Annotated in this window: 22 protein-coding genes; 18 read left to right on the top strand and 4 right to left on the bottom strand. The window is 62.3% G+C overall.

From position 1 onward, the window contains the following. Positions 1-27 precede the first annotated feature (27 nt). Positions 28-651: a cell wall hydrolase gene (locus JYP46_RS21415; RefSeq protein WP_222474334.1), complete on the bottom strand. Its 624-nt coding sequence runs from the start codon at positions 649-651 to the stop codon at positions 28-30. 365 nt (positions 652-1,016) lie between these two features. Between JYP46_RS21415 and dnaK the strand changes: the two genes are divergently transcribed. The 16 genes from dnaK to JYP46_RS21335 all read left to right on the top strand — a co-directional run bounded on the left by dnaK (position 1,017) and on the right by JYP46_RS21335 (position 14,902). Further along, positions 1,017-2,930, top strand: coding sequence for a molecular chaperone DnaK (dnaK, locus tag JYP46_RS21410; protein WP_113153682.1), 1,914 nt, complete (start codon positions 1,017-1,019; stop codon positions 2,928-2,930). Positions 2,931-3,158: 228 nt separating this feature from the next. Continuing rightward, positions 3,159-4,256: an acyltransferase family protein gene (locus tag JYP46_RS21405; protein WP_206549291.1), complete on the top strand. Its 1,098-nt coding sequence runs from the start codon at positions 3,159-3,161 to the stop codon at positions 4,254-4,256. A gap of 155 nt (positions 4,257-4,411) precedes the next feature. Beyond that, the gene (dnaJ, locus tag JYP46_RS21400) at positions 4,412-5,536 is read left to right on the top strand and encodes a molecular chaperone DnaJ (protein ID WP_113153680.1); all 1,125 of its coding nucleotides are present in this window, start codon (positions 4,412-4,414) and stop codon (positions 5,534-5,536) included. Positions 5,537-5,670: 134 nt separating this feature from the next. Then, positions 5,671-6,288, top strand: coding sequence for a phospholipid N-methyltransferase PmtA (gene pmtA / locus JYP46_RS21395; RefSeq protein WP_206545529.1), 618 nt, complete (start codon positions 5,671-5,673; stop codon positions 6,286-6,288). A gap of 171 nt (positions 6,289-6,459) precedes the next feature. Then, the gene (locus JYP46_RS21390; protein ID WP_113153678.1) at positions 6,460-7,050 is read left to right on the top strand and encodes an NADPH-dependent FMN reductase; all 591 of its coding nucleotides are present in this window, start codon (positions 6,460-6,462) and stop codon (positions 7,048-7,050) included. Positions 7,051-7,052: 2 nt separating this feature from the next. Then, positions 7,053-7,748, top strand: a complete 696-nt coding sequence (pyrF, locus tag JYP46_RS21385) for an orotidine-5'-phosphate decarboxylase (protein ID WP_206545530.1) — start codon at positions 7,053-7,055, stop codon at positions 7,746-7,748. Positions 7,749-7,784: 36 nt separating this feature from the next. After that, a complete protein-coding gene (locus tag JYP46_RS21380) occupies positions 7,785-8,093 on the top strand; it encodes a DUF1330 domain-containing protein (RefSeq protein WP_206545531.1) in 309 nt (102 codons plus the stop codon). A gap of 49 nt (positions 8,094-8,142) precedes the next feature. Then, positions 8,143-8,655, top strand: coding sequence for a GNAT family N-acetyltransferase (locus JYP46_RS21375; protein WP_222474332.1), 513 nt, complete (start codon positions 8,143-8,145; stop codon positions 8,653-8,655). A gap of 201 nt (positions 8,656-8,856) precedes the next feature. Continuing rightward, positions 8,857-10,209, top strand: a complete 1,353-nt coding sequence (locus JYP46_RS21370; RefSeq protein ID WP_206549289.1) for a polyhydroxyalkanoate depolymerase — start codon at positions 8,857-8,859, stop codon at positions 10,207-10,209. A gap of 286 nt (positions 10,210-10,495) precedes the next feature. Beyond that, positions 10,496-11,047 (top strand): transglutaminase-like cysteine peptidase, encoded by a 552-nt coding sequence (locus tag JYP46_RS21365; protein WP_222474331.1) that lies wholly within the window; start codon positions 10,496-10,498, stop codon positions 11,045-11,047. A gap of 76 nt (positions 11,048-11,123) precedes the next feature. Then, complete coding sequence (locus tag JYP46_RS21360) at positions 11,124-11,804, top strand: ankyrin repeat domain-containing protein (RefSeq protein ID WP_206549288.1); 681 nt, start codon at positions 11,124-11,126, stop codon at positions 11,802-11,804. Beyond that, positions 11,801-12,283 (top strand): nucleoside deaminase, encoded by a 483-nt coding sequence (locus JYP46_RS21355; RefSeq protein WP_206549287.1) that lies wholly within the window; start codon positions 11,801-11,803, stop codon positions 12,281-12,283. The genes JYP46_RS21360 and JYP46_RS21355 overlap by 4 nt, the downstream gene beginning before the upstream one ends. Before the next feature lie 148 nt (positions 12,284-12,431). Further along, entirely contained in the window at positions 12,432-13,640 is a 1,209-nt protein-coding gene (locus JYP46_RS21350; RefSeq protein WP_206549286.1) for an amidase family protein, read from the top strand. A gap of 81 nt (positions 13,641-13,721) precedes the next feature. Next, positions 13,722-14,045: an ArsR/SmtB family transcription factor gene (locus JYP46_RS21345; RefSeq protein ID WP_113153670.1), complete on the top strand. Its 324-nt coding sequence runs from the start codon at positions 13,722-13,724 to the stop codon at positions 14,043-14,045. Beyond that, a complete protein-coding gene (locus tag JYP46_RS21340; protein ID WP_206549285.1) occupies positions 14,042-14,452 on the top strand; it encodes an SRPBCC family protein in 411 nt (136 codons plus the stop codon). Before JYP46_RS21345 ends, JYP46_RS21340 begins: the two co-directional genes overlap by 4 nt. Before the next feature lie 45 nt (positions 14,453-14,497). After that, complete coding sequence (locus JYP46_RS21335; RefSeq protein ID WP_206549284.1) at positions 14,498-14,902, top strand: DUF1801 domain-containing protein; 405 nt, start codon at positions 14,498-14,500, stop codon at positions 14,900-14,902. Between the two features lie 150 nt (positions 14,903-15,052). On the opposite strand, the gene JYP46_RS21330 is transcribed toward JYP46_RS21335, so the two are convergent. Beyond that, complete coding sequence (locus JYP46_RS21330; protein ID WP_206549283.1) at positions 15,053-16,588, bottom strand: YifB family Mg chelatase-like AAA ATPase; 1,536 nt, start codon at positions 16,586-16,588, stop codon at positions 15,053-15,055. A gap of 218 nt (positions 16,589-16,806) precedes the next feature. Further along, positions 16,807-17,754, bottom strand: coding sequence for a glutathione synthase (gene gshB, locus JYP46_RS21325; protein ID WP_206549282.1), 948 nt, complete (start codon positions 17,752-17,754; stop codon positions 16,807-16,809). Between the two features lie 207 nt (positions 17,755-17,961). On the opposite strand from gshB, the gene JYP46_RS21320 reads away from it, so the two are divergent. Next, on the top strand, positions 17,962-19,317 hold the full coding sequence (locus JYP46_RS21320) for a putative bifunctional diguanylate cyclase/phosphodiesterase (protein ID WP_113153665.1): 1,356 nt from the start codon (positions 17,962-17,964) through the stop codon (positions 19,315-19,317). 38 nt (positions 19,318-19,355) lie between these two features. Here the strand turns inward: JYP46_RS21320 and JYP46_RS21315 are convergent, their stop codons facing one another. Then, positions 19,356-19,712 carry a septal ring lytic transglycosylase RlpA family protein gene (locus tag JYP46_RS21315; RefSeq protein ID WP_206545541.1) on the bottom strand — a complete coding sequence of 119 codons (357 nt, stop codon included), beginning with the start codon at positions 19,710-19,712 and terminating at the stop codon, positions 19,356-19,358. A 147-nt stretch (positions 19,713-19,859) separates the two neighbouring features. On the opposite strand from JYP46_RS21315, the gene JYP46_RS21310 reads away from it, so the two are divergent. Then, positions 19,860-21,083 carry a serine hydrolase domain-containing protein gene (locus JYP46_RS21310; RefSeq protein ID WP_206549281.1) on the top strand — a complete coding sequence of 408 codons (1,224 nt, stop codon included), beginning with the start codon at positions 19,860-19,862 and terminating at the stop codon, positions 21,081-21,083. The last annotated feature ends 199 nt before the right edge of the window (positions 21,084-21,282 follow it).

Here is a 21,282-nt window from a genome sequence, read left to right as displayed (position 1 = left end):
CCGCTGCCGCAGGGTGCGGCGGCACTTTCAGACTCCGTCGGCGGACCGGGGCGACAGGAAGATGTGTCGCCCGATCTGGCCATGCCTGTGCATCTGTTTAGCCCATCTGGGGCTGACATAATTGGCATAGTAATGCGTGGCGTCGACGGCCAGATAGTTGGTTTTGTCGACCAGCGTGTAATTGTTGCATTCGGGTGCGCAGGAGTATCGGGCCTTGGCGATCCTGAATGCGAGCTGCCAGGCTTCGGCATCTTTCGGCACCAGTGAAATGCCTGTGCAGGCGAATGAAAACTGGCAGCGATTGCGCCAGCGCGCATTTTGAAAGACCACGCCACAAATGCTGGGCGGATATGCAGGCGACCTGCTTCTGTTGAAGATCACCATCGCGACGGCCTTCTGCCCGCTCACCGTTTCTCCCCGCGCCTCGTAGTAGATGGCGGTGGCCAGACAGGTGCGCTCCGCAAGGCGATTGATTGCCACAAGGGCGTCCTCCACGGCGGCGGGCTTCTGCGCCGCCCTGAGCGCCATGGCGACCGGCAGCCTGATCGGTGCTCTCTTCGCGCCAGCCTTCTTTTCTTCGTTCTCCCAGATACAGCCTGCCTGGAGCAGGAACGACACAACGAGCCCCCAGAACACGAATCTTCGGACCATTATTTTCCCGGATGTCAGTTTGATCGGCGGTTATCGCCTGAGCCAAATCCCCCCTCGGCGACCCGCTCTCACATCAGCGGCAGCCGATCAAATTGACTTTTCCTCAAAGTCCGAAGCGTTCCGTTTCATCATCAACGCCGCGTGGGGCAAGCGTCAGAGCGCCGGTCGCGGCCTCCGAACCCCGCTTTCGAAGCCAAATCGGGGCAAATCCCGCCTTGCGCTTGAAAAATCCCATTCTTATATACGCCACGAAGCCGTTTGGCGCGTTTCGTCCTGAGGCGCTGCTGCGGCAATTTCGTGTGAACAGGGGCTGTCATCTGGAACGCCGGAATGGGTCCTGACAGTCTGCTTTGCGGAGAGAAGATATGGCAAAAGTAATCGGTATCGACCTCGGAACGACCAATTCCTGCGTCGCCGTCATGGATGGCAAGGACGCGAAGGTTATTGAGAACGCGGAAGGTGCACGCACCACCCCGTCCATCGTGGCATTCACGGATTCGGGCGAGCGTCTCGTCGGCCAGCCGGCCAAGCGTCAGGCTGTCACCAACCCGGAAAACACCCTTTTCGCGATCAAGCGCCTGATCGGCCGTCGCTTCTCCGACCCCACGGTCGAGAAGGACAAGAAGCTGGTCCCCTACAAGATCGTCAAGGCTGACAATGGCGATGCATGGGTTGAGGCCCATGGCGAGACCTATTCGCCTTCGCAGATCTCGGCGATGACCCTTCAGAAGATGAAGGAAACGGCTGAGTCCTATCTCGGCGAGAAGGTCGAGCAGGCCGTCATCACCGTGCCCGCATACTTCAACGACGCCCAGCGTCAGGCCACCAAGGACGCCGGCAAGATCGCCGGTCTTGAAGTCCTGCGCATCATCAACGAGCCGACTGCAGCAGCGCTTGCCTATGGTCTCGACAAGAAAGACGGCAAGACCATCGCCGTTTACGACCTTGGCGGCGGCACATTCGACGTTTCGATCCTCGAGATCGGTGACGGCGTGTTCGAGGTGAAGTCCACCAATGGCGACACCTTCCTCGGCGGTGAAGACTTCGACATGCGTCTGGTCGAGTACCTGGCGGCTGAGTTCAAGAAAGAGCAGGGCATCGACCTGCAGCAGGACAAGCTTGCCCTGCAGCGCCTGAAGGAAGCTGCCGAGAAGGCCAAGATCGAGCTGTCGTCCGCTTCGCAGACCGAAATCAACCTGCCCTTCATCACGGCCGACCAGTCGGGTCCGAAGCACCTGACCATGAAGCTGACCCGCGCCAAGTTCGAGAGCCTCGTCGAGGACCTCGTGAAGCGCACGGTCGAGCCCTGTAAGGCCGCTCTGAAGGATGCCGGCCTCAACGCTGGCGAGATCGACGAAGTGGTTCTGGTCGGCGGCATGACCCGCATGCCGAAGGTTCAGGAGACCGTGAAGGCCTTCTTCGGCAAGGACCCGCACAAGGGTGTGAACCCGGACGAAGTGGTCGCCATGGGCGCCGCCATTCAGGCCGGTGTTCTGCAGGGTGACGTGAAGGACGTTCTGCTGCTCGACGTGACCCCGCTTTCGCTGGGCATCGAGACGCTCGGTGGCGTGTTCACGCGCCTGATCGACCGCAACACGACGATCCCGACCAAGAAGAGCCAGGTCTTCTCGACCGCCGAGGACAATCAGAATGCCGTGACCATCAACGTGTTCCAGGGTGAGCGCGAAATGGCTGCGGACAACAAGAGCCTTGGCCGCTTCGACCTGACCGGTCTTCCGCCCGCACCGCGCGGCGTGCCGCAGATCGAGGTCACGTTCGACATCGACGCCAACGGCATCGTGAACGTGTCCGCGAAGGACAAGGGCACCGGCAAGGAGCAGGCGATCCGCATTCAGGCTTCCGGCGGTCTCAGCGACGATGAGATCGACAACATGGTGAAGGACGCCGAGTCCAACGCCGAGGCCGACAAGAAGCGCCGTGAGGCGGTCGAAGCCAAGAACCAGGCCGAGGCCCTCATCCACTCCACGGAGAAGTCGCTTGGCGAATATGGCGACAAGGTCTCCGAGGAAGAGAAGAAGGCCATCGAAGACGCGCTTGCCGACCTGAAGACGGCCGTCGAGGGCGACGACGCCGAGGACATCAAGGCGAAGACCAACACCCTCGCCGAAGCTTCCATGAAGCTTGGTCAGGCCATGTACGAGGCCAGCCAGACCGAAGCTGCCGAGGCAGACGCAGCGGCTGACGCCAAGGCTTCCGGCGACGATGTCGTTGACGCCGATTTCGAAGAGATCGACGAAGACGACAAGAAGTCGGCCTGATCGCTCAGGCAGTGAATCTGAAAAGCCCGGGGTTTTCGCCCCGGGCTTTTTTCATGCCTTTTAAAGAATCCCCCCGATAAGATTGCCGGCAAACTAGAGCGTGGGACCGAAAATCGGCATCCGGTTTTCGGGTTATTCCGATGCTCGATCAATAACTTGGATCGCCCTTTATGCGTCCGAACGGACACAGGGCGATCGAGAATATCTGTTGGATTGGCCGGGGGGCTCATGATCCGCTATCGACTTTATGAGATCTGGCGCTTTGCGGCAGCGCTTCTGATCATGCTTTACCACTTCGGCCACTTCGCGCCCGGCGAAGGGCTTCAGGTGAAAAACGAGCTGGAAGCGCTGCGGCCACTGCTCGACATGTTTTTCATCATATCGGGCTTTCTCATCTTCTCGCGCTATGGCGATCAGGTGCGCGATGCCCGGAGCTACGGCATATATCTCTACAAGCGGCTGATACGTCTTTACCCGCTTCACCTGGCGACGCTGTCCTACTTCGTCTTTATCGGCCTTCTGGTCTCGCTCGGCGTTCTCCGCACCGGTGGCGAAGCCGCCCTTTTCGACTGGAGCGCCCTTCCCGCCAACCTGCTGCTGATCCAGGCCTGGGGCGTGGAAAACCATCTCACCTTCAATTTCGTCTCCTGGTCTCTCTCCGCGGAGTGGTTTGCCTATCTTCTCCTGCCCGTCATCATCATGGCTTATCGCCGTGGCGGGCTCACGGGCCTGTTCGGCCTTCTGTTCGCCTGCTACGCCATTCTGGAACTGATGGTGCGCACGGGCGTCATGCCCTTCGAGAGCTGGGTTCAGGCAGACACATGGGGCGCTTACCGCACCTTTGCCGATTTCGTGCTGGGCGCGCTTCTTGCCGTGCTCGTGAGGCGCTCCGCGCTGACCGTGTCGGCCCGCTGGCCTGCCTGGGTCGCAATCCTGCTCGCCTGCACCTCCATGGCGCTCCGGCTCGACATCTATGTGACGCTTCTGCTCCTGGCGGTCGCCGTGTTTCTGGCTGGCGTCGTGGAGCGCAACAATCCCGATGGCTACACCTATCCCGCCTTCCTGCGCCCGGCGGCGGCCGTTTCCTTCGGCGTCTATCTGTGGCACCCGGTAACGGAGAGCATTTTCTTCTCCTTCATCTGGGGGCACTATATCCAGTCGCCCTCGGTCCCTCTGTTTTTCGCCTATACGGGCGCGGTGATGCTTCTGACGATTTTTGTCGCCATGGCGTCGTTCCGCTTCTTCGAAAATGTGCTTTCTGGATATCTGCTGAATGCTGCCGGCCTCGGTCGGCAGAAGCCGCGCACGAACGTGGCAGCAGCCTGACGGAGTTCCGGATGCCTGCGCGCATGGCGTGTGATGCCCCGTGCCGCTGGCAATCTGCCGCAAACTATGGCATTCGCTGTCGCGAATACCTAAATAACGGGCACTGATCGGGGGAACAGTGTTCGCTCCAAACAGATTATGCGGGACTCTCATTGATGAAGGCAGATTTTTACGAGACGCTCAGCGTGTCGAGAAACGCCGACGAGAAGGAACTTAAAAGCGCCTTTCGCAAACTCGCCATGCGGTACCATCCGGACCGCAACCCTGGCGATGGCGAGGCGGAAGAGAAGTTCAAGGAAGTCAACGAAGCCTACGAAACACTGCGTGATCCGCAGAAGCGTGCGGCTTACGATCAGTTCGGCCATGCTGCTTTTGAAAATGGCGGCATGGGTGGACGCGGTGGCTTCGGCGGCGGTGGCGGCGGTTTCGCCGATATCTTCGAAGACATTTTCGGCGACATGATGGGCGGCGGGCGTCGCCGTGGCGGTCGCCAGCATGGCGCAGACCTGCGCTTCAACATGGAAATCACGCTGGAAGAGGCGTTCGCCGGCAAGACCGGGCAGATCCGCGTGCCAACCGCCGTGGCCTGTGACGACTGCGCCGGCACCGGCGCAAAGCCCGGCACGTCTCCGACCCAGTGTCAGATGTGCCATGGCTCGGGCCGTGTGCGCGCCGCACAGGGCTTCTTCTCCGTCGAACGCACCTGCCCGCAGTGTCAGGGGCGTGGCGAAACCATTTCCGACCCCTGCCAGAAGTGCTCCGGACAGGGCCGCGTGGCCGAAGAGCGCTCGCTCTCGGTCAACATCCCGGCCGGCATCGAAGACGGCACGCGCATTCGCCTTGCCGGCGAGGGCGAGGCCGGTCTGCGCGGCGGACCGCCCGGCGACCTCTACATCTTCCTGTCGGTCAAACCACACGAGTTTTTCCAGCGCGACGGCGCCGACCTTTACTGCAAGGTGCCCATCTCGATGACCACGGCAGCACTCGGCGGCTCTTTCGAGGTCACCACGCTGGATGGAACACAGGCCCGTGTCAAAGTGCCCGAAGGCACCCAGAACGGCCGCCAGTTCCGCCTCAGCGGCAAGGGCATGCCCGTGCTGCGACAGACCAAGGTTGGCGATCTTTACATTCAGGTGGCCGTAGAAACGCCGCAAAACCTCACGAAAAAACAGCGTGAGCTTCTTGAAGAGTTCGAGAAAATTTCTTCAAAGGAAAATAGCCCGCAGTCGGCAGGCTTCTTTTCACGTATGAAGGACTTCTTCGAATCCTTCGGAGAATAGCCGCACGGTGCAATTGGACTGCATTGGGCTATTGGGACTGGATCGGGCTGTTCGGCCCGATCTGCGGAATGGCGGGATACTTCCCGCAATAAAAATGATTTTATAACGGGGTTTTGAAGGAGGATGGCGGTACGATGAGCAAAGGGCAAGGTGTGCGCAAAGCGATCGCAGACCGTTTTGGGGAAGAACTGCGCTTCTTTCGTGGCTGGATTGACCAGCCCAAGGCTGTCGGCGCCATCATGCCCACAAGCAGTGTCACCGCCCGGCGGATGGCATCGGTCATCGACACCAAATCCGGGTTACCGGTTCTCGAGGCAGGCCCCGGAACCGGCGTCATCACCAAGGCGATCCTCGCCCATGGCGTCGACCCGCAGAACCTTTACGCCGTTGAGTACTCCCCGGATTTCGTGACCCATCTGCGCGAGACCTATCCGGGCGTGAACGTGATCGAGGGCAACGCCTTCGATATCCGCAACACGCTGGAAAAGGCGCTGGGCGAAAAGACGCCCAAACTGTTCGACAGCGTGGTGTCCGGCGTTCCGCTGCTCAACTTCCCCGTTGAAGAGCGCGTTGCCTATATGGATTCCCTTCTCGACCTCATTCCCGAGGGACGTCCGGTGGTGCAGCTCACCTACGGCCCCAAATCCCCGATCCCGGCGGGCCAGGGCAATTACACGGTCGAGCATTTCGATTTCGTGCTGCGCAACATCCCCCCGACACAGCTCTGGGTCTATCGCCGGGGAAAGCACTAGATCGAGCCCCGGATTGAACGGGCCGGTGAACCACCAGCAAAAACGTCTTCAGGAGCCGCTTGTCGGCTCCTTTTCACATCTGCCGCCGGTGGCGGTCTTCCACACGCATATTCCATTGATTGAAAAGTTCATTGCTTATACGGCTCTTCGCAAACAGAGGAGCATTCGCCGATGACCCCCAAAATCCTTGTCTTTGCAGGATCGATCCGCACGGGCGCCTATAGCGGCCAGACCGCCGACGCAGCCATGAAGGAACTCGCGCAGCAGGGTGCGGAGGTCACGCGCATATCGCTGGTGGATTATCCGCTGCCGATCATGGACGAGGATCTGGAGCGGGAGAAAGGCATTCCCGAGAATGTGTACCGGCTCGGCCGGCTGATCGCCGCGCATGACGCAGTGCTGATCGCCAGCCCCGAATACAACGCTTCCATTCCACCTCTGCTCAAGAACACGATCGACTGGGTAAGCCGCCTCTCCAAGGACAATGGCAAGCCCCTGCGCCCCTGGGCCGGCAAGCCCATCGCGCTCTGCTCTTCTTCCGACGGCAATTTCGCCGGCATTCGCGGGCTCTATCACCTGCGCGCCGTGCTGATGAACTGCAAGGCCGACATCATCACCCCTCAATGCTCCGTTGCCCGCGCACAGGATGCCTTCGACACCGATGGCAGCTTCAGGGACGAGCGCACACGGGGCATGATGGAAGCCGTCTGTCGCGGACTGATCGAACGTGCCAAACTGACCTCAACCCGTGTGGGAGCCTGACCATGACCAACGATATTCGCGACCGCCTGATCGTGGGCCTCGATGTACCGACCCTGACCGAGGCGGACCGCGTGGTCGCCGCGCTGGGCGACACGGTGTCCTTCTACAAGATCGGGCATCAGCTCGCCTTTGCCGGCGGCCTGAGCTTCGCGCGTGAGCTGGCCGGCTCCGGCAAGAAGATCTTCCTCGACATGAAACTGCTCGACATCGACAACACGGTGGCCAAGGGCGTCGAGAACATCGCGCGGATGGGCATGACCATGCTCACCATCCACGCCTACCCCAAGGCGATGCGCGCTGCGGTCAAGGCAGCCGAAGGCTCCGGCCTGACCCTGCTCGGCGTGACCGTTCTCACCTCCATGGACGATGCCGACCTGAACGATGCGGGCTATGCGCTCACCGCCCGTGAACTGGTTGCAAAGCGCGTTGCCCAGGCCCGCGAGGCCGGCATGGGCGGCATTGTCTGCGCCCCGACCGAGGTGGAGGAAATGCGCGGCGTGGCCGGCCCTGACATGGCGCTGGTGACGCCCGGCATCCGGCCGGCCGGCAGCGACCATGGCGACCAGAAACGCGTCATGACGCCAGGCGACGCCATCCGCGCCGGCAGCACGCATCTGGTGGTTGCGCGCCCCATCGTGGCGGCACAAGATCCAAAGGCTGCGGCAGAAGCCATTCTCAACGAGATGGCGGCAGCCTGACAGAACAGGCAGGAACCAAGCAAGGGAGGAGGAACCATGCCCAACGAGCCCAAGGAGCCCAAGGGATACTGGATTGCCCATGTCGATGTGCGCGACCCCGAGCGCTACAAGGACTATGTGGCCACGGCCAAACCGGCCTTCGAAAAGTTCGGCGCGCGCTTTCTGGCGCGCGGCGGCGAATGGGAAGGACTGGAAGGCACCGGACGCGGACGCAATGTGGTGATCGAGTTTCCCTCGCTGCAGGCCGCACATGATTGCTACAACTCGCCCGAATACCAGGCGGCGAAAGCCATCCGCAACACGGTGGCCGATGCCGACATGGTGCTTGTCGAGGGCGCGGAATAATCCCCGAAACCGCGAGGACAGGCCCACGGCAACCGCAGTTCAGGACTATGTGATCCGCCCTTACCGGCCGGCCGATGCGCAGCATCTACCGGCCGTTGAGGTGCGCGCTGCGCAGCTTTTTACCGAACACGGGCACGCGGATCTCGCCGCCACACCGGCGATGGAAGCAGACGCCTTTGACAGGCTCGCCGCGCAGCGCCGCACATTCGTGGCGGTTCATGTGGCAGACGGCCCGGTGGGCTTTGTCATCACCAGCCCCATCGACGCATTTCTCCATGTCGAAGAGCTCTCCGTTGCGCCCGAACACGGACGCCGTGGGCTTGGCGGGCGGCTGCTTCGGACCGTGATCGGTGAGAGCCGGGCGCTCGGCCTTAAAGGTGTGTCGCTCAGCACGTTTCGCGACGTGCCCTTCAACGCGCCATTCTACGAACGTCACGGCTTTGCCGAATGGCCTCTGAATGCAGCGCCCGAAGCACTGAAAGAGCGCTTTCTGATCGAAATCCCGCCCGATGTTTCGCCGGAAAGCCGCCTTCTCATGCTGCGCCGCAACAGCAACGCTTGACGTTCAGTCTTATTTTCTCTCTTAGAATCATACAGTTGACGAAACGCCCCCTCTCCGAAAAATCGGAAACGCGCGCTTCTATTGCAACGCAGCAAAAGTCGTTTACTCTGATTGGCATGCAAACGACCAAGGCTTCGCCGTCACATATCCACTTCCCCTGGCGGCCTGGCCATAGCGAAGGTCCTCCCAGGAAACCTAGCAATGTATTATCAGCTTTATGAATTCAACCACGCCGCGCTGCAGCCGGCGCGGGCCTATGCCGACGCCGTTCGGCTTTTTTACAGCAACCCCATGAACCCGGTCGCCAAGACCTATTTCGGACGCAGCGTCGCCGCCGCTGCCGAGGTCTTCGAGCGCAGCACACGCCGCTACACCAAGCCTGAATTCGGCTTGAAGGAAACCAGCGTCAACGGCGTGAAAGTGGCCGTCAACGAGCAGATCGTCTGGTCGCGCCCGTTCTGTGACGTCATCCGCTTCAAGCGTGACCTGCCCGAAGGCGCGCATGCCGGCCCGAAGATCCTGATGGTCGCGCCCATGTCCGGCCACTACGCCACGCTGCTGCGCGGCACGGTGGAGACCATGCTGCCCTATGCCGATGTCTACATCACCGACTGGTCGGACGCGCGCATGGTGCCGCTGGCCGATGGCTCCTTCGATCTCGACGACTATATCGACTATCTGATCGACATCTTCGAGCAGATGGGTCCGGACACGCATGTGATGGCCGTGTGCCAGCCCTCGGTGCCGGTGCTTGCCGCCATCGCCATCATGGAGGCGCGCGGCGCAAAGACCGTGCCCGCCAGCATGACCCTGATGGGCGGCCCCATCGACACCCGCAAGAACCCGACCGCCGTGAACGAGCTGGCCGAGGAGAAGGACATTTCGTGGTTCCGCGACAATGTCATCATGCCGGTTCCGTGGCCCAATCCGGGCTTCATGCGTCAGGTCTATCCGGGCTTCCTGCAGCTTTCCGGCTTCATGAGCATGAACCTTGATCGCCACATCACGGCGCACAAGGACTTCTTCATGCATCTGGTGAAGAACGATGGCGATTCCGCAGAGAAGCACCGCGACTTCTATGACGAATATCTGGCGGTGATGGACCTGACCGCCGAGTTCTACCTGCAGACCGTGGAGACCGTGTTCATCCGGCACGACCTGCCGCGCGGCCAGATGCGCCATCGCGGCGAACTGGTCGACCCTTCCGCCATCAAGCGCGTGGCGCTTCTGACGGTGGAAGGCGAGAATGACGATATTTCCGGCGTCGGCCAGACGAAGGCCGCGCATGATCTGTGCGTCAACATTCCCGACGACATGCGTCATCACTACATGCAGCCCGCCGTTGGCCATTACGGCGTCTTCAACGGCTCGCGTTTCCGCTCTGAAATCGCGCCGCGCATTCTCGACTTTATGCGCAGCAACCCGGCCGGCGGATTGAAGACCGCAAAGCCGGCAGCAGCCGAAGCCGCACCGGCGAAACCACGCGCTGGGACGGCGAAAAAGCCGGCCGCCCGCAGCCGCAAGCCGTCCACAGGCTCCACCGGCGCGTCCTGATCTACCGGTCATCACAATTATCGCCCGACGCTGAAAAGCTTCAGTGTCGGGCGCAGATCATCCCCTGCGGCAATGGCATTTGCGCAACAGGAAGCGCCAAAGCCGGTGGCCAGAAGCACCGCTGGTAACCATAGCTGGTAAGATTGCCGCTCTGCTGATTGACACCGACACCCCATCATCCTTAACGTTTCGTTAACGATTGAAACGAGCGGGGAGCGCCATGATGGCTGCTTTGCGGGGGGGATTCCGCAGTGGGGTTCTTGCGAGCCTTTTTCTGGCAGGGGGCATGATTGCGCCGGCCGGAGCGATGAATCTGATGGAAACCGGCGGACTGACCTCTCAGCCCATCGGACATTACGAGTTCTGCAAGGCCAACCCGGTCGAATGCTCGATCCGCATGCGCGATCAGGGGCCGGTGCATATGACCAAAACGCTCTGGAAAACCCTGACCGAGATCAACACGGCGGTGAACAACGCCATCGAGCCGATGAACGACATCGACATCTATGGCCAGGAAGAAGTGTGGACCTACCCTTCCACCGGCGTTGGCGACTGCGAGGACTATGTGCTCGAAAAGCGCCGCGCGCTGAAACGGGCCGGCATTTCGCTCTCCAACCTTCTGATCACCGTGGTGCGCAAGCCCAATGGCGAGGGCCATGCGGTCTTGACAGTGCGCACGGATCGCGGGGACTTCGTTCTCGACAACCTCAACAACAGCGTGAAGCTGTGGAGCGCCACCGGCTATAGCTATCTCAAGCGTCAGGCCAGCACGCATACCGGCCGTTGGGTGAGCCTGCGCGAAAGCAACAACCCGGTTGTCGGCGCAGTGAGCGAATAGCCGCACCGGCGCACTCCAAACTTCGTCACAATTGATGGACTAAGGTCTTTCCCGACCAGCAGATCGGGAGACCTCAATGAATGTATTGCGCGCACAATCCGGCCGGCGGTTTCTCCGCCTCGTGGCAGCAGCCCTGATGGCCGCCGCCTTTCAAACCGGCGCCTTTGCACAAACGCCCCTCATCACCGCTGCCGAAAGTGGCGACATCGCTGCACTGGAGAGCGCGCTTCAAAACGGCGCTGCCGTCGATGAGCGTGACGCGCGCAAGAGAACCGCCCTCATGGCCGCCGTGCAGGCAAACCAGGGGGAGGCCGCGCGCCTTCTGATCGAGGCGGGTGCTGACGTCAATGCGAAGGACGGGATCGAGGACAGCCCCTATCTGCTGGCTGGCGCACGCGGCTATCAGGATATTCTGCGCCTGACGCTCGACAACGGCGCAGACCTTGAAAGCACCAACCGCTTCGGTGGAACAGCGCTCATCCCGGCAGCCGACCGCGGCCATGTGGAGACCGTACGCACGCTGATCGAGGCCGGGGTTGATCTCGACCATGTGAACAAGCTCGGCTGGACGGCGCTGCTGGAAGCCGTGATCCTGGGCGATGGCGGGCCAAACCATACGGCGATCGTGAAAATGCTGGTCGACGCCGGCGCAGACACCGACATTGCCGACCGCGAAGGCGTGACCCCATTGCAGCACGCAAAGCGCAGTGGCTACACGGAGATGATCGAAATTCTGGAAGGCGCAGGGGCGAAATGAGCGATACGAAACGTTTTCTGGACGAGGCCATCGCGCTTGCCTTCGATAATGTCGATGAGGGTGGCCGGCCATTCGGCGCCGTGGTGGTGAAGGACGGCGCGGTGGTTGCGCGCGGTGTCAATCGTATGGCGGTGGACTGCGATCCCACCGCCCATGCCGAGCTGCTTGCACTGCGCGCCGCCGGCAAGGCGCTGGGCGCGCCACGCCTCGATGGTTGCGCGGTCTATGCCAGCGGCCAGCCCTGCCCCATGTGCTTCGCCGCCATGCGCATGTGCGGTATCGACCGGGTCTTCTTCGCCTATTCCAATGACGAGGCCGAACCCTATGGCCTGTCGACAGCCTCCATCGCCGCCGAGCTTGCCCGCCCCGTCGATGAGCAGGAAGGCATTGAAGCAGCGCACATCCCGCAGGCGCAGGGCGCGCGCGGGCATCTCTACGAAACATGGCTCCAGAGAAAGGGCACCAGAGAAACAGCCTGAAGAGATCCGACGGGGCTTAACTCCGCCTCTCCGCGCTCCCGGGATCGCGACTGGTGCGTTCGCGCCGGTTCCGGCCACCGGGCCTTGAGACATTGAAGCGATTGTGGTCCGCAGGACGCTCCAGCCTGTTCTCAGATTCGGAGTGCCCATGCCCCAGACATCCCTCGCCGATCCCTCCGGTTCCCTGGTCGAGCGCCTCGACCTCGCGCCCCATGCCTCCGGCCCGCTTGATGGGCTGACCTTCACCGTGAAGGACAATATCGACCTGGCAGGGCTTAAGACCTCCTATGGCAGCCCGGCATGGCGGGACGCCCATGCGGCCCCGGTTCACAACGCCCTGTGTGTCGACCAGGTGCTCGCCGCAGGAGCGCGCTGCGTCGGAAAGGTGGTGGCTGACGAGTTCACCTACAGCCTCGACGGCGAGAGCCATTTCTTCGGAACGCCGCGCAACGGCAATGCGCCGGAGCGCATTCCCGGCGGCTCCTCCAGCGGTTCGGCCTCGTCCGTTTCCAATGGGCTCGCAGACTTTTCGCTCGGCACGGATTCGGGCGGCTCGATCCGCGTCCCGGCAAGCCTGTGCGGCCTGTGGGGCCTGCGCCCCTCGCTGCACCGGGTTTCGGAGGCCGGCGTCCTGCCCTTCATGCCGAGCGTCAGCACGGTGGGCGTGGTGGCCAACAGCCTTGCAACGCTCGACAGCGCCGCGCGCGTGCTCCTGCGCAGCGGCAAGGTGAAACCACAAAAGCTGGAGCGCATCATTGTCCTGACGGATGCGGTGGAAATCGCCGACGAGGCCGTGCAGCAGCAGGTGAAGGCGGCGCTGGAGGCGATTGCCGTGAAAACGGGCATTGCGCCGGAGCCCATGCGCTTTGCGGAACTGATCGGCGCAGTTGCCCCCCTGAGCGACTGCAATCTGAAGGCGCTTCGCGACCTGCAGACGGCGGAGTTCCAGAGCACGGTTGCGAACTGGATCGAGACCGAAAAGCCGGAACTCGGCTTCACCTTCTCCATGGCCTACGGCAATGTAGCCGCCTTCGATCGCATCCCCGCGCTCGAGAGCATCACCCATTGTGAACGCCTGTTCGAGGCGATCAACGCAGCCCTCACCCCCGGCACGGTGGTCTGCTTTCCCACGACGCCGGTGATCGCGCCGCTGAAGGGCTCCCTGACGACAATGGAAGCGGTGATCGATTTCTACGACCGGACCATGACCCTCACCGCATTCTCCGGCGTGGCGCGGCTTCCCGAAATCTCGGCCCCGATCATGACGGTCGATGACTGTCCGGTGGGGCTTTCCTTTGCCGCCGCGCATTATCAGGATGAATTCCTGCTCGATGCGGTGAGGCAGATGGCCGGCTGAACACAGCACAGCCTCGACATTGACAAATCCATAACTACAGGGTTATTCATTAAAACAATAGCCCTGTAGTTATGTGTAACGATGCAGCCGACCCGCGATACCCTCTTCCGAACATTGGCCGACCCCACACGCCGCACCATCTTCGAGCGGCTGTGCCGCGATGGCGATCTGACGGTCACCGCCCTCACCGCCGGGGCCGGGGTATCGCAGCCCGCCGTTTCCAAGCATCTTGGCGTGTTGAAGCGCGCCGGGCTGGTGCATGACCGGCAAAGCGGCCGACAGACTTTTTACAGCGCCGACCCGGTTGCGCTGGCCCCGCTCCTCGACTGGACGCGTGAGATGGCCGGCTTCTGGGAGAACCGGTTCGATGATCTGGAAGATCTTCTCGACAGGATGGATCAATGAACGACGCAACAGCCGAAACGCTCTGTGTGGTGGTGGAGCGCGCGCTTTCGCATCCGCCGGAAAAGGTCTGGCGGGCGCTCACCCAGCCGCACCTGATCGCCGAATGGCTGATGAAGAACGATTTCGCACCCCGCGTCGGACACCGCTTCAGCCTGACCGCGGACTGGGGTGGCGTTGACTGCGTGGTGAAAGAGATCGAACCGCACCGAACGCTCTCCTACGCCTGGGACACAAAGGACCTGCGCAGCACTGTCACATGGACGCTGACGCCGACGGCCGGCGGCACATTGCTGCGCATGGAGCAGGAGGGCTTTCTGCCAGAACAGAAGCCCTACCATCGCGGCGCAAGCGCTGCATGGCCGCGCTTCATCTCGGAACTCGAAGGGGTTCTTGAACGCCTCGACTGAGCATCGAAAGCAGTCACACGCAAAAGAACAATCGGAGATCGCCCCATGAGCGCAGCCGACACCGGCAAGACCCCGTCAGAACAGATCGATGCACGCATTGCGGAACTGAATGACTGGCGCGGCGAAACCCTCGCCCACCTTCGGCAACTGGTCCAGGAGGCCCTGCCGCAAGTGACGGAAGAATGGAAATGGCGTGGCGTTCCCGTCTGGTATCAGGACGGCATGCTGTGCACCGGAGAGACCTACAAGAAGGCCGTGAAAATGACCTTCGTCAAAGGCGCGAAGCTGGACGACCCGTCCGGCCTTTTCAACGCCAGCCTCGAAGGCAACACCCGCCGCGCCATCGACTTTCACGAAGGCGATGCGATTGATGAAGACGCGCTCAAGGCCCTTCTGAAGGCCGCAGCCGAACTGAATGCATCGACAGGCCACAAGAATCACGCCGGCTAACCGCCTTGCCCTCCCTTGGGACCCCGGGGCACACACGCCCACACCCGCGATGCACCGCCAGTCAAGACAATTACCCGGCAAACCACCGGCCACCACGCGCCTCCGCACCGCCTCATTGAACACCGGACAGGCAAACGAAACGGCAGAGCGTCACGCCGCCTCTGCGCGCACCGTGCCGGCCACGCGATAGGAGATCGCCTCGGCCAGATGGGTTCGCGTCACATCGCCGGCGCCATCCAGATCGGCCAGCGTGCGCGCGACCTTGAGAACCCGGTGATACGCGCGCGCGGAAAAGCCGAGCTTCTCGCTGGCCTCCCGAATGAGCGCCGTGCATGGCGCATCAAGCGTCACCACATCCTCGATCATTGCGGCCGAGCAGGAGGCATTGGTCGTCCACGCAGGCAGGCCCAGCGCCGTATATCGCTCCTGTTGCATGGCGCGTGCCCGGCTGACGCGCTCCGCAACCACCGCACTGGGCTCCGAACGCCCGCCCCCGCCGATCAGATCGCTCGCGGACACGGCGGGAACATCGACCCGAAGATCGATACGGTCGAGCAGCGGCCCCGAAATGCGCGCCTGATAATCAGTCTGGCAGCGCGGGCCGCGCCGGCAGCGATGCCCCGGCTCCCCGGCCATGCCGCAACGGCACGGGTTCATGGCCGCAACAAGCTGAATACGCGCCGGATAGCTGACCCGGTGATTTGCGCGCGCGATCACGCATTCGGCGGTTTCCAGCGGCTGGCGCAGCGAATCCAGAACCTGCGGGGTGAATTCCGGCAACTCGTCCAGAAACAGAACCCCGTGATGCGCCAGCGAAGCCTCGCCGGGACGCGCCTTCAATCCGCCGCCCACGATGGCTGCCATGGAGGCCGAGTGATGCGGCGCGCGAAACGGACGCTGATCAGTGAGCTTGCCCTCCGCCAGTTCCCCGGCAATGGAAGCGATCATGGAGACTTCCAGCAATTCGCGCGGAGACAGGGGCGGCAGAATGGATGGCAGGCGCTGCGCCAGCATCGACTTGCCTGCCCCGGGCGGACCATTCATCAGAAGATTGTGCCCGCCAGCGGCCGCCACCTCCAGAACCCGCTTGGCCCCCTCCTGCCCTTTGATGTCGGCAAGATCCGGCAATCTGACCGGCGGCGGCCCGAGAGCCGGCTCCGGGCGGCTCATCACCTGGCTACCCTTGAAATGATTGGCGAGCGCGATGAGGCTGCGCGGCGCGAGAATGTCGAGATCCGCGCTGGCCCACGCGGCCTCCGCGCCGCAGGCATGCGGGCAGATCAGGCCGCGCCCCATCGCATTCGCCCCGATGGCCGCCGGCAGAACACCGTTCACCGCCGCCACCGTGCCATCGAGAGAAAGTTCTCCAAGCACGACATAGCCAGCTAATGAATCGCCGGGAATCGCGCCGAGAGCGGCCATGAGACCCAGCGCAATCGGCAAATCGTAATGGCTGCCCTCTTTGGGCAGGTCCGCAGGTGCGAGGTTGATCGTCACCTTCTTGGGCGGCATGGAAAGGCCCGACGCATGAAGCGCCGCCTGCACCCGCTCCCGGCTTTCCGCGACGGCCTTGTCGGCCAGCCCGACGATCTGCATCCCCATCTTGCCGGGAGCCACCATCACCTGCACCTCGACAGGCACAGCCTCCACGCCCTGAAATGCCACAGTGCTCACATGCGAAACCATGTGCTCTCCCCCTGCGCACGCCCGGCATTGCAGCCAGAACACGAGTTCCAATCCCCTTGCAACCGCATTGAAGCAGCTTCAGGCGATCAGATCAAGAACATTGAGAGAACAACCTAGCGCAAAGGTTGTCGGCAGGTTGCAGAGAGTTGTGCCGGGAGAACAGATCGGGGCGAGCGCAAACGCGGCCCGCCCCTTAAACCTTCTGCATGATGCAGCGCTCAGACTGCGGCGCAGCGCGCCTCGACGGCATCCCAGAACAGTGCGGCAATATCCGCGCCGCCGAATTTCTTGACCTCGCGGAGGCCCGTCGGAGAGGTCACATTGATCTCCGTCAGCCAGTCGCCGATGACATCGATACCAACCAGCGTGAAACCGCGCTCGCGCAGCGACGGCCCGATGCGCTCGCAGATCTCGCGCTCGCGATCCGTCAGTTCCGCATGTTCGGCGCGACCGCCCACATGCATGTTGGAGCGCGAATCGTGCTCGGCCGGCACACGGTTGATCGCGCCAACCGGCTCACCCTCAATGAGGATGATGCGCTTGTCGCCGCCACGCACCTCTTTCAGGTAGCGCTGCACGATGAAGGGCTCGCGGAACGCTTCCATGAACATTTCCAGAAGCGAGGCCAGATTGCGGTCTCCCTCCTTGAGGTGGAAGATGCCGGCGCCGCCATTGCCGTAGAGCGGCTTGACGATGATGTCGCCATGCTTCCTGCGGAAATCATCGACCTCGCGCGGATCGCGGGTGATCAGCGTTTCCGGCATCAGGTCGGCGAATTCCGTCACGAAGATCTTTTCCGGGCTGTTGCGCACCCAGGCCGGATCATTGACCACGAGCGTCTTCGGATGAATGCGCTCGAGAATATGCGTCGTGGTGATGTAATTCATGTCGAACGGCGGATCCTGGCGCAGAAGCACCACATCCAGCTCCGAAAGGTCCGTGCGCTGCGGCTCGCCGAGCGTGAAGTGGTTGCCCTCCTCATCGCGCACCTCAAGCGTCTCGGCCCAGGCGATGACCTTGCCATCGGCCATGGAGAGACGATCCGGCGTGTAGTGCCAGAGCGCATGGCCCCGCCTCTGCGCTTCCAGAGCGAGCGCGAAGCTGGTGTCGCCGGCAATCGAAATGGTGGAGATATGGTCCATCTGGACCGCGACTTTCAGGGACATGGAAAGAGCTCCGGAGGGGACTGTTGTGCGGCACATGACGGCCCGCGCATGCTTCTGTCAAGCTGTGGATGCCGCACAGACGTCACGCCGCGCCGTCGATGAACAAAAGACTGTTCACGATAACGTTATATTGGATACGATTCATAAACACTTTGCGTCCACTGTTCGGCGCATCGAGAACAAGATCGCCCGCATAACGGAGTTTCGATGCAGCCGGCGCCCGCACAAGCACGGACGATAACGGCGGACCAGTCCGACTTTGCCTTCACCGATGCGTTGACGGGCCTCGGAAACATGCGCCGATTCTTCGACAAGATCGACCGGCTGATCGAGGAACGCGCGGACGACCCCGCTCCTTTCGCCATCGGCGTTCTGGATCTCGATGGCTTCAAGCCGATCAACGACCTTTTTGGCCGCGCCGCGGGCGATGAAATCCTGCAGCAGGTGGCCATGCGGCTGCGCGCCGCGATGGATACGCACTCCACGGTCACCCGCATCGGCGCAGACGAATTCGCCTTTCTGTTCCCGCTGGTCTTCAGCGAGGAGGCCGCGCGCGAGAAGACACGGCTTCTGATCGAAATTCTCTCCGCCCCCTATGATGTCGGCCACCGCACCGCGCGGCTTTCAGCGTCTGCCGGCTGTTCCCTCTATTATTCCGAGGAAGAGACAGGCGAGGTTCTGCTCAACAAGGCGGAAACCGCGCTCTATCAGGCCAAGCGCACGGGGCGCGGCGCAGTCGTGGTCTACACCCGCGAGATGGAAGAGGCCGCCAAGCGCGTAACCCATATCGAGCAGGCCCTGCGCCGGGCGGTCGCCGCCGGCGAGGTGGAGCCGCATTTCCAGCCGATCGTCGATCTGGAAACCCGCCGCACGGTGGGCTTCGAGACGCTGGCGCGCTGGACCGACCGGGATCTGGGACCGGTTTCGCCGGGCATCTTCATTCCCATCGCCGAAGAACGCGGCATCATCGGCCCGTTATCGCAGCTGGTGTTGCGCAAGGCCACGGAAGCCGCGCGCGACTGGCCGGAGGATCTGTTCCTCTCGTTCAACCTGTCGCCGTCTCAACTGGTCGATCACAATACCGGCCTGCAGATTCTCTCCATTCTCGAGCAGACGGGCTTCGATCCGCGCCGGCTGGAGATCGAGATCACCGAAACGGGCCTGATGAACGACCCTGCCTCCGCACAGCGCATCGTTGAGGATCTGCGGCGGGTTGGCATCCGCGTTTCGCTGGATGATTTCGGCACCGGACAGTCGAGCCTTGGCCGGCTGCGCGAGTTCCATTTCGACAAGCTCAAGATCGACCGCGCCTTTGTCGCCTCGATCCTGGAAGACCGGCCGTCCGAACACATCATCCGCGCCATTCTCGCCATGTGCGAGGGGCTTGGCATGGAAGTGGTTGCCGAAGGCATCGAAGCCGAGGCACAGGCCGAGCGCCTCACGCAGTTTGGCTGTGCGGGCGGGCAGGGCTATCTCTTCGGGCGTCCCTGCAATGCCGACGCCACGCTTGGCTATCTCCACCATACGGGCGAACAGAAAACACTGCAGCGCGCGAGCAGCTAACCCGCCTTCCGGCTCGCTTGCCAGCTTGGGGCCTGACCCTAGCGCTTTTCCAGACAGACCCTGGTGTGGCCGGCGCGAATGAAGCCGAGCTTCGCTGCAGCAGCCTTTGACAGATCGAGAATGCGGCCACGCGCAAAGGGGCCGCGATCATTGATCCGCACGACCACGCTGCGGCCATTGCGCTCGTTGGTTACACGCAGTTTCGTGCCGAAGGGCAGGGTGCGGTGCGCTGCGGTCATCGCAGCCGGGTTCATCCGCTCACCTGAAGCCGTCTTCGACGTAAGCGCGTACCATGACGCGCTGCCGCACTGTGCTGACGCCGGTGCGGACAACACCGCAACGAACAAAGCGGCTGCCGGCGCGATCATCGCGCCGCGGGAAAGTCGCCTATGCATTATCAGTTTCCTGGAGTTGACGTAGCGGCCGCATAGCGGCGAAATGAGGCGACGTAGCGGCAGCTGCCGCCACGGCATGAAATTGCGACGCAGGCTGGGCCGTTCTCGGGCTTTTCTGCTTCGCCTATGCCCTTGAGGGAGGCTTCCTTGACCGACACGCCGCGCACTCTTCGCTCCACCCGCAGGCTTGTCGGCCTTACAGGGCTTGCCGGCCTGCTCCTGGCTTCCACGCCGCTTGCAGCACAGGAAACCGGTCCAGGGGCAGACGCCGTGCAGAAGATCGCGCTCGACGCCTTCGACGCCATGAAGCTCAACGCGCTTCTTCTGGAGGTGCGGATTGATGGCGAGCCGCTCATCACGCTTGCCCATGGCGAAGCGATGCCGGGCGTGCCGCTCACGACGGACGGACACTTTCGCAATGGCGCGGTTGCGCTCACCTATGTTGCGGCAGTGGCGCTGCGGCTTGCGGAGGAGGGGCGCTTCGACCTCGACCGCCCCATTGCAGAATGGATGCCCCACCTGCCCGCCGCCGACACGGCGACGCCGCGCATGCTGCTCAACATGACGGCAGGCTATCCCGATCACGTGGCGAGTGAGAAAGGATTTCTCGAACCCTTCTATGCCGACCCTTTTCGCCAGTGGACCCCGGAAGAGTTGATCGACGTCAGCCTGTCCATGCCCCGCCGCTTTGCGCCCGGAGAGAACTGGGACTATTCCCATTCAGGCTATGTCATCCTCGGGCGCGTGATGGAGACGGCAACGGGCGAAAAGCTCGCCGCACTGATGCAGCGCTACGTTCTCGATCCGCTCAATCTCTCGCAGACGCAGGGTCATGACACGCCGTCTGTCCCGGAACCGGTGGTGCACTCCTACACCGCCGAGCGCGGCGTCTGGGAGGACGCCACCCACTGGAATCCTTCCTGGACACTGGCGCAGGGCTCGGTTCAAACGACGGGCATTTCCGACATGGCCCGCAGCTTCGACACGATCACCGGCATCGACGGGTTCCTGCAGCCGCAATCCCGCAAGGCCATGATCGAGCCGCGCCTGATCGGCTTTGGAAGTCCGCTTGAGGGCTGCCCCAACTGCCACACGCTGGACAGCGCCTTTAGCTACGGCCTTGGCGCGATGCTGCGCGGGGACTGGGTCATGCAGACGCCATCCTTTGCCGGCAATGCATCGGCTGTCGCCACGCTGCCGCAGGGCCATTCACCCGAAGGCCGCGTGACCATTGCCGTCGCCGTGACCTACAGGGAAGAGGCGTTCGATGACTGGCAGGGCAATGTGCCCAACCGCGCCACTGACATTGTTCAGAAAATTGCTGAGGAGCTGGTCCCCGATAACCCGCCCGGACCGCGCCCGAAGCGCTGATACGCAGGCAGCAGCAAGCGCTGCTGACAAAACCGGATTTATTTGTCGGGAAGGGGATGGTGCCCAGGAGATGGGTTAAATTCCCATCACAGGCATCTCTCCACCGTTGATATCCAATGCAATCAATATGTTATCTGTACTCAGGTTCGATGTGAAGGGGCGTTTTTGGTCTACCGTTTGGTCTACCGTTGGGTGGAAC

Source organism: Nitratireductor aquimarinus, from assembly GCF_017255295.1.
In the GTDB taxonomy this organism is placed as follows: Bacteria; Pseudomonadota; Alphaproteobacteria; order Rhizobiales; family Rhizobiaceae; genus Nitratireductor; species Nitratireductor aquimarinus.
The sequence above is the reverse complement of the archived record's forward strand: the minus strand, read 5'-3'. Positions and strand labels throughout refer to the sequence as shown.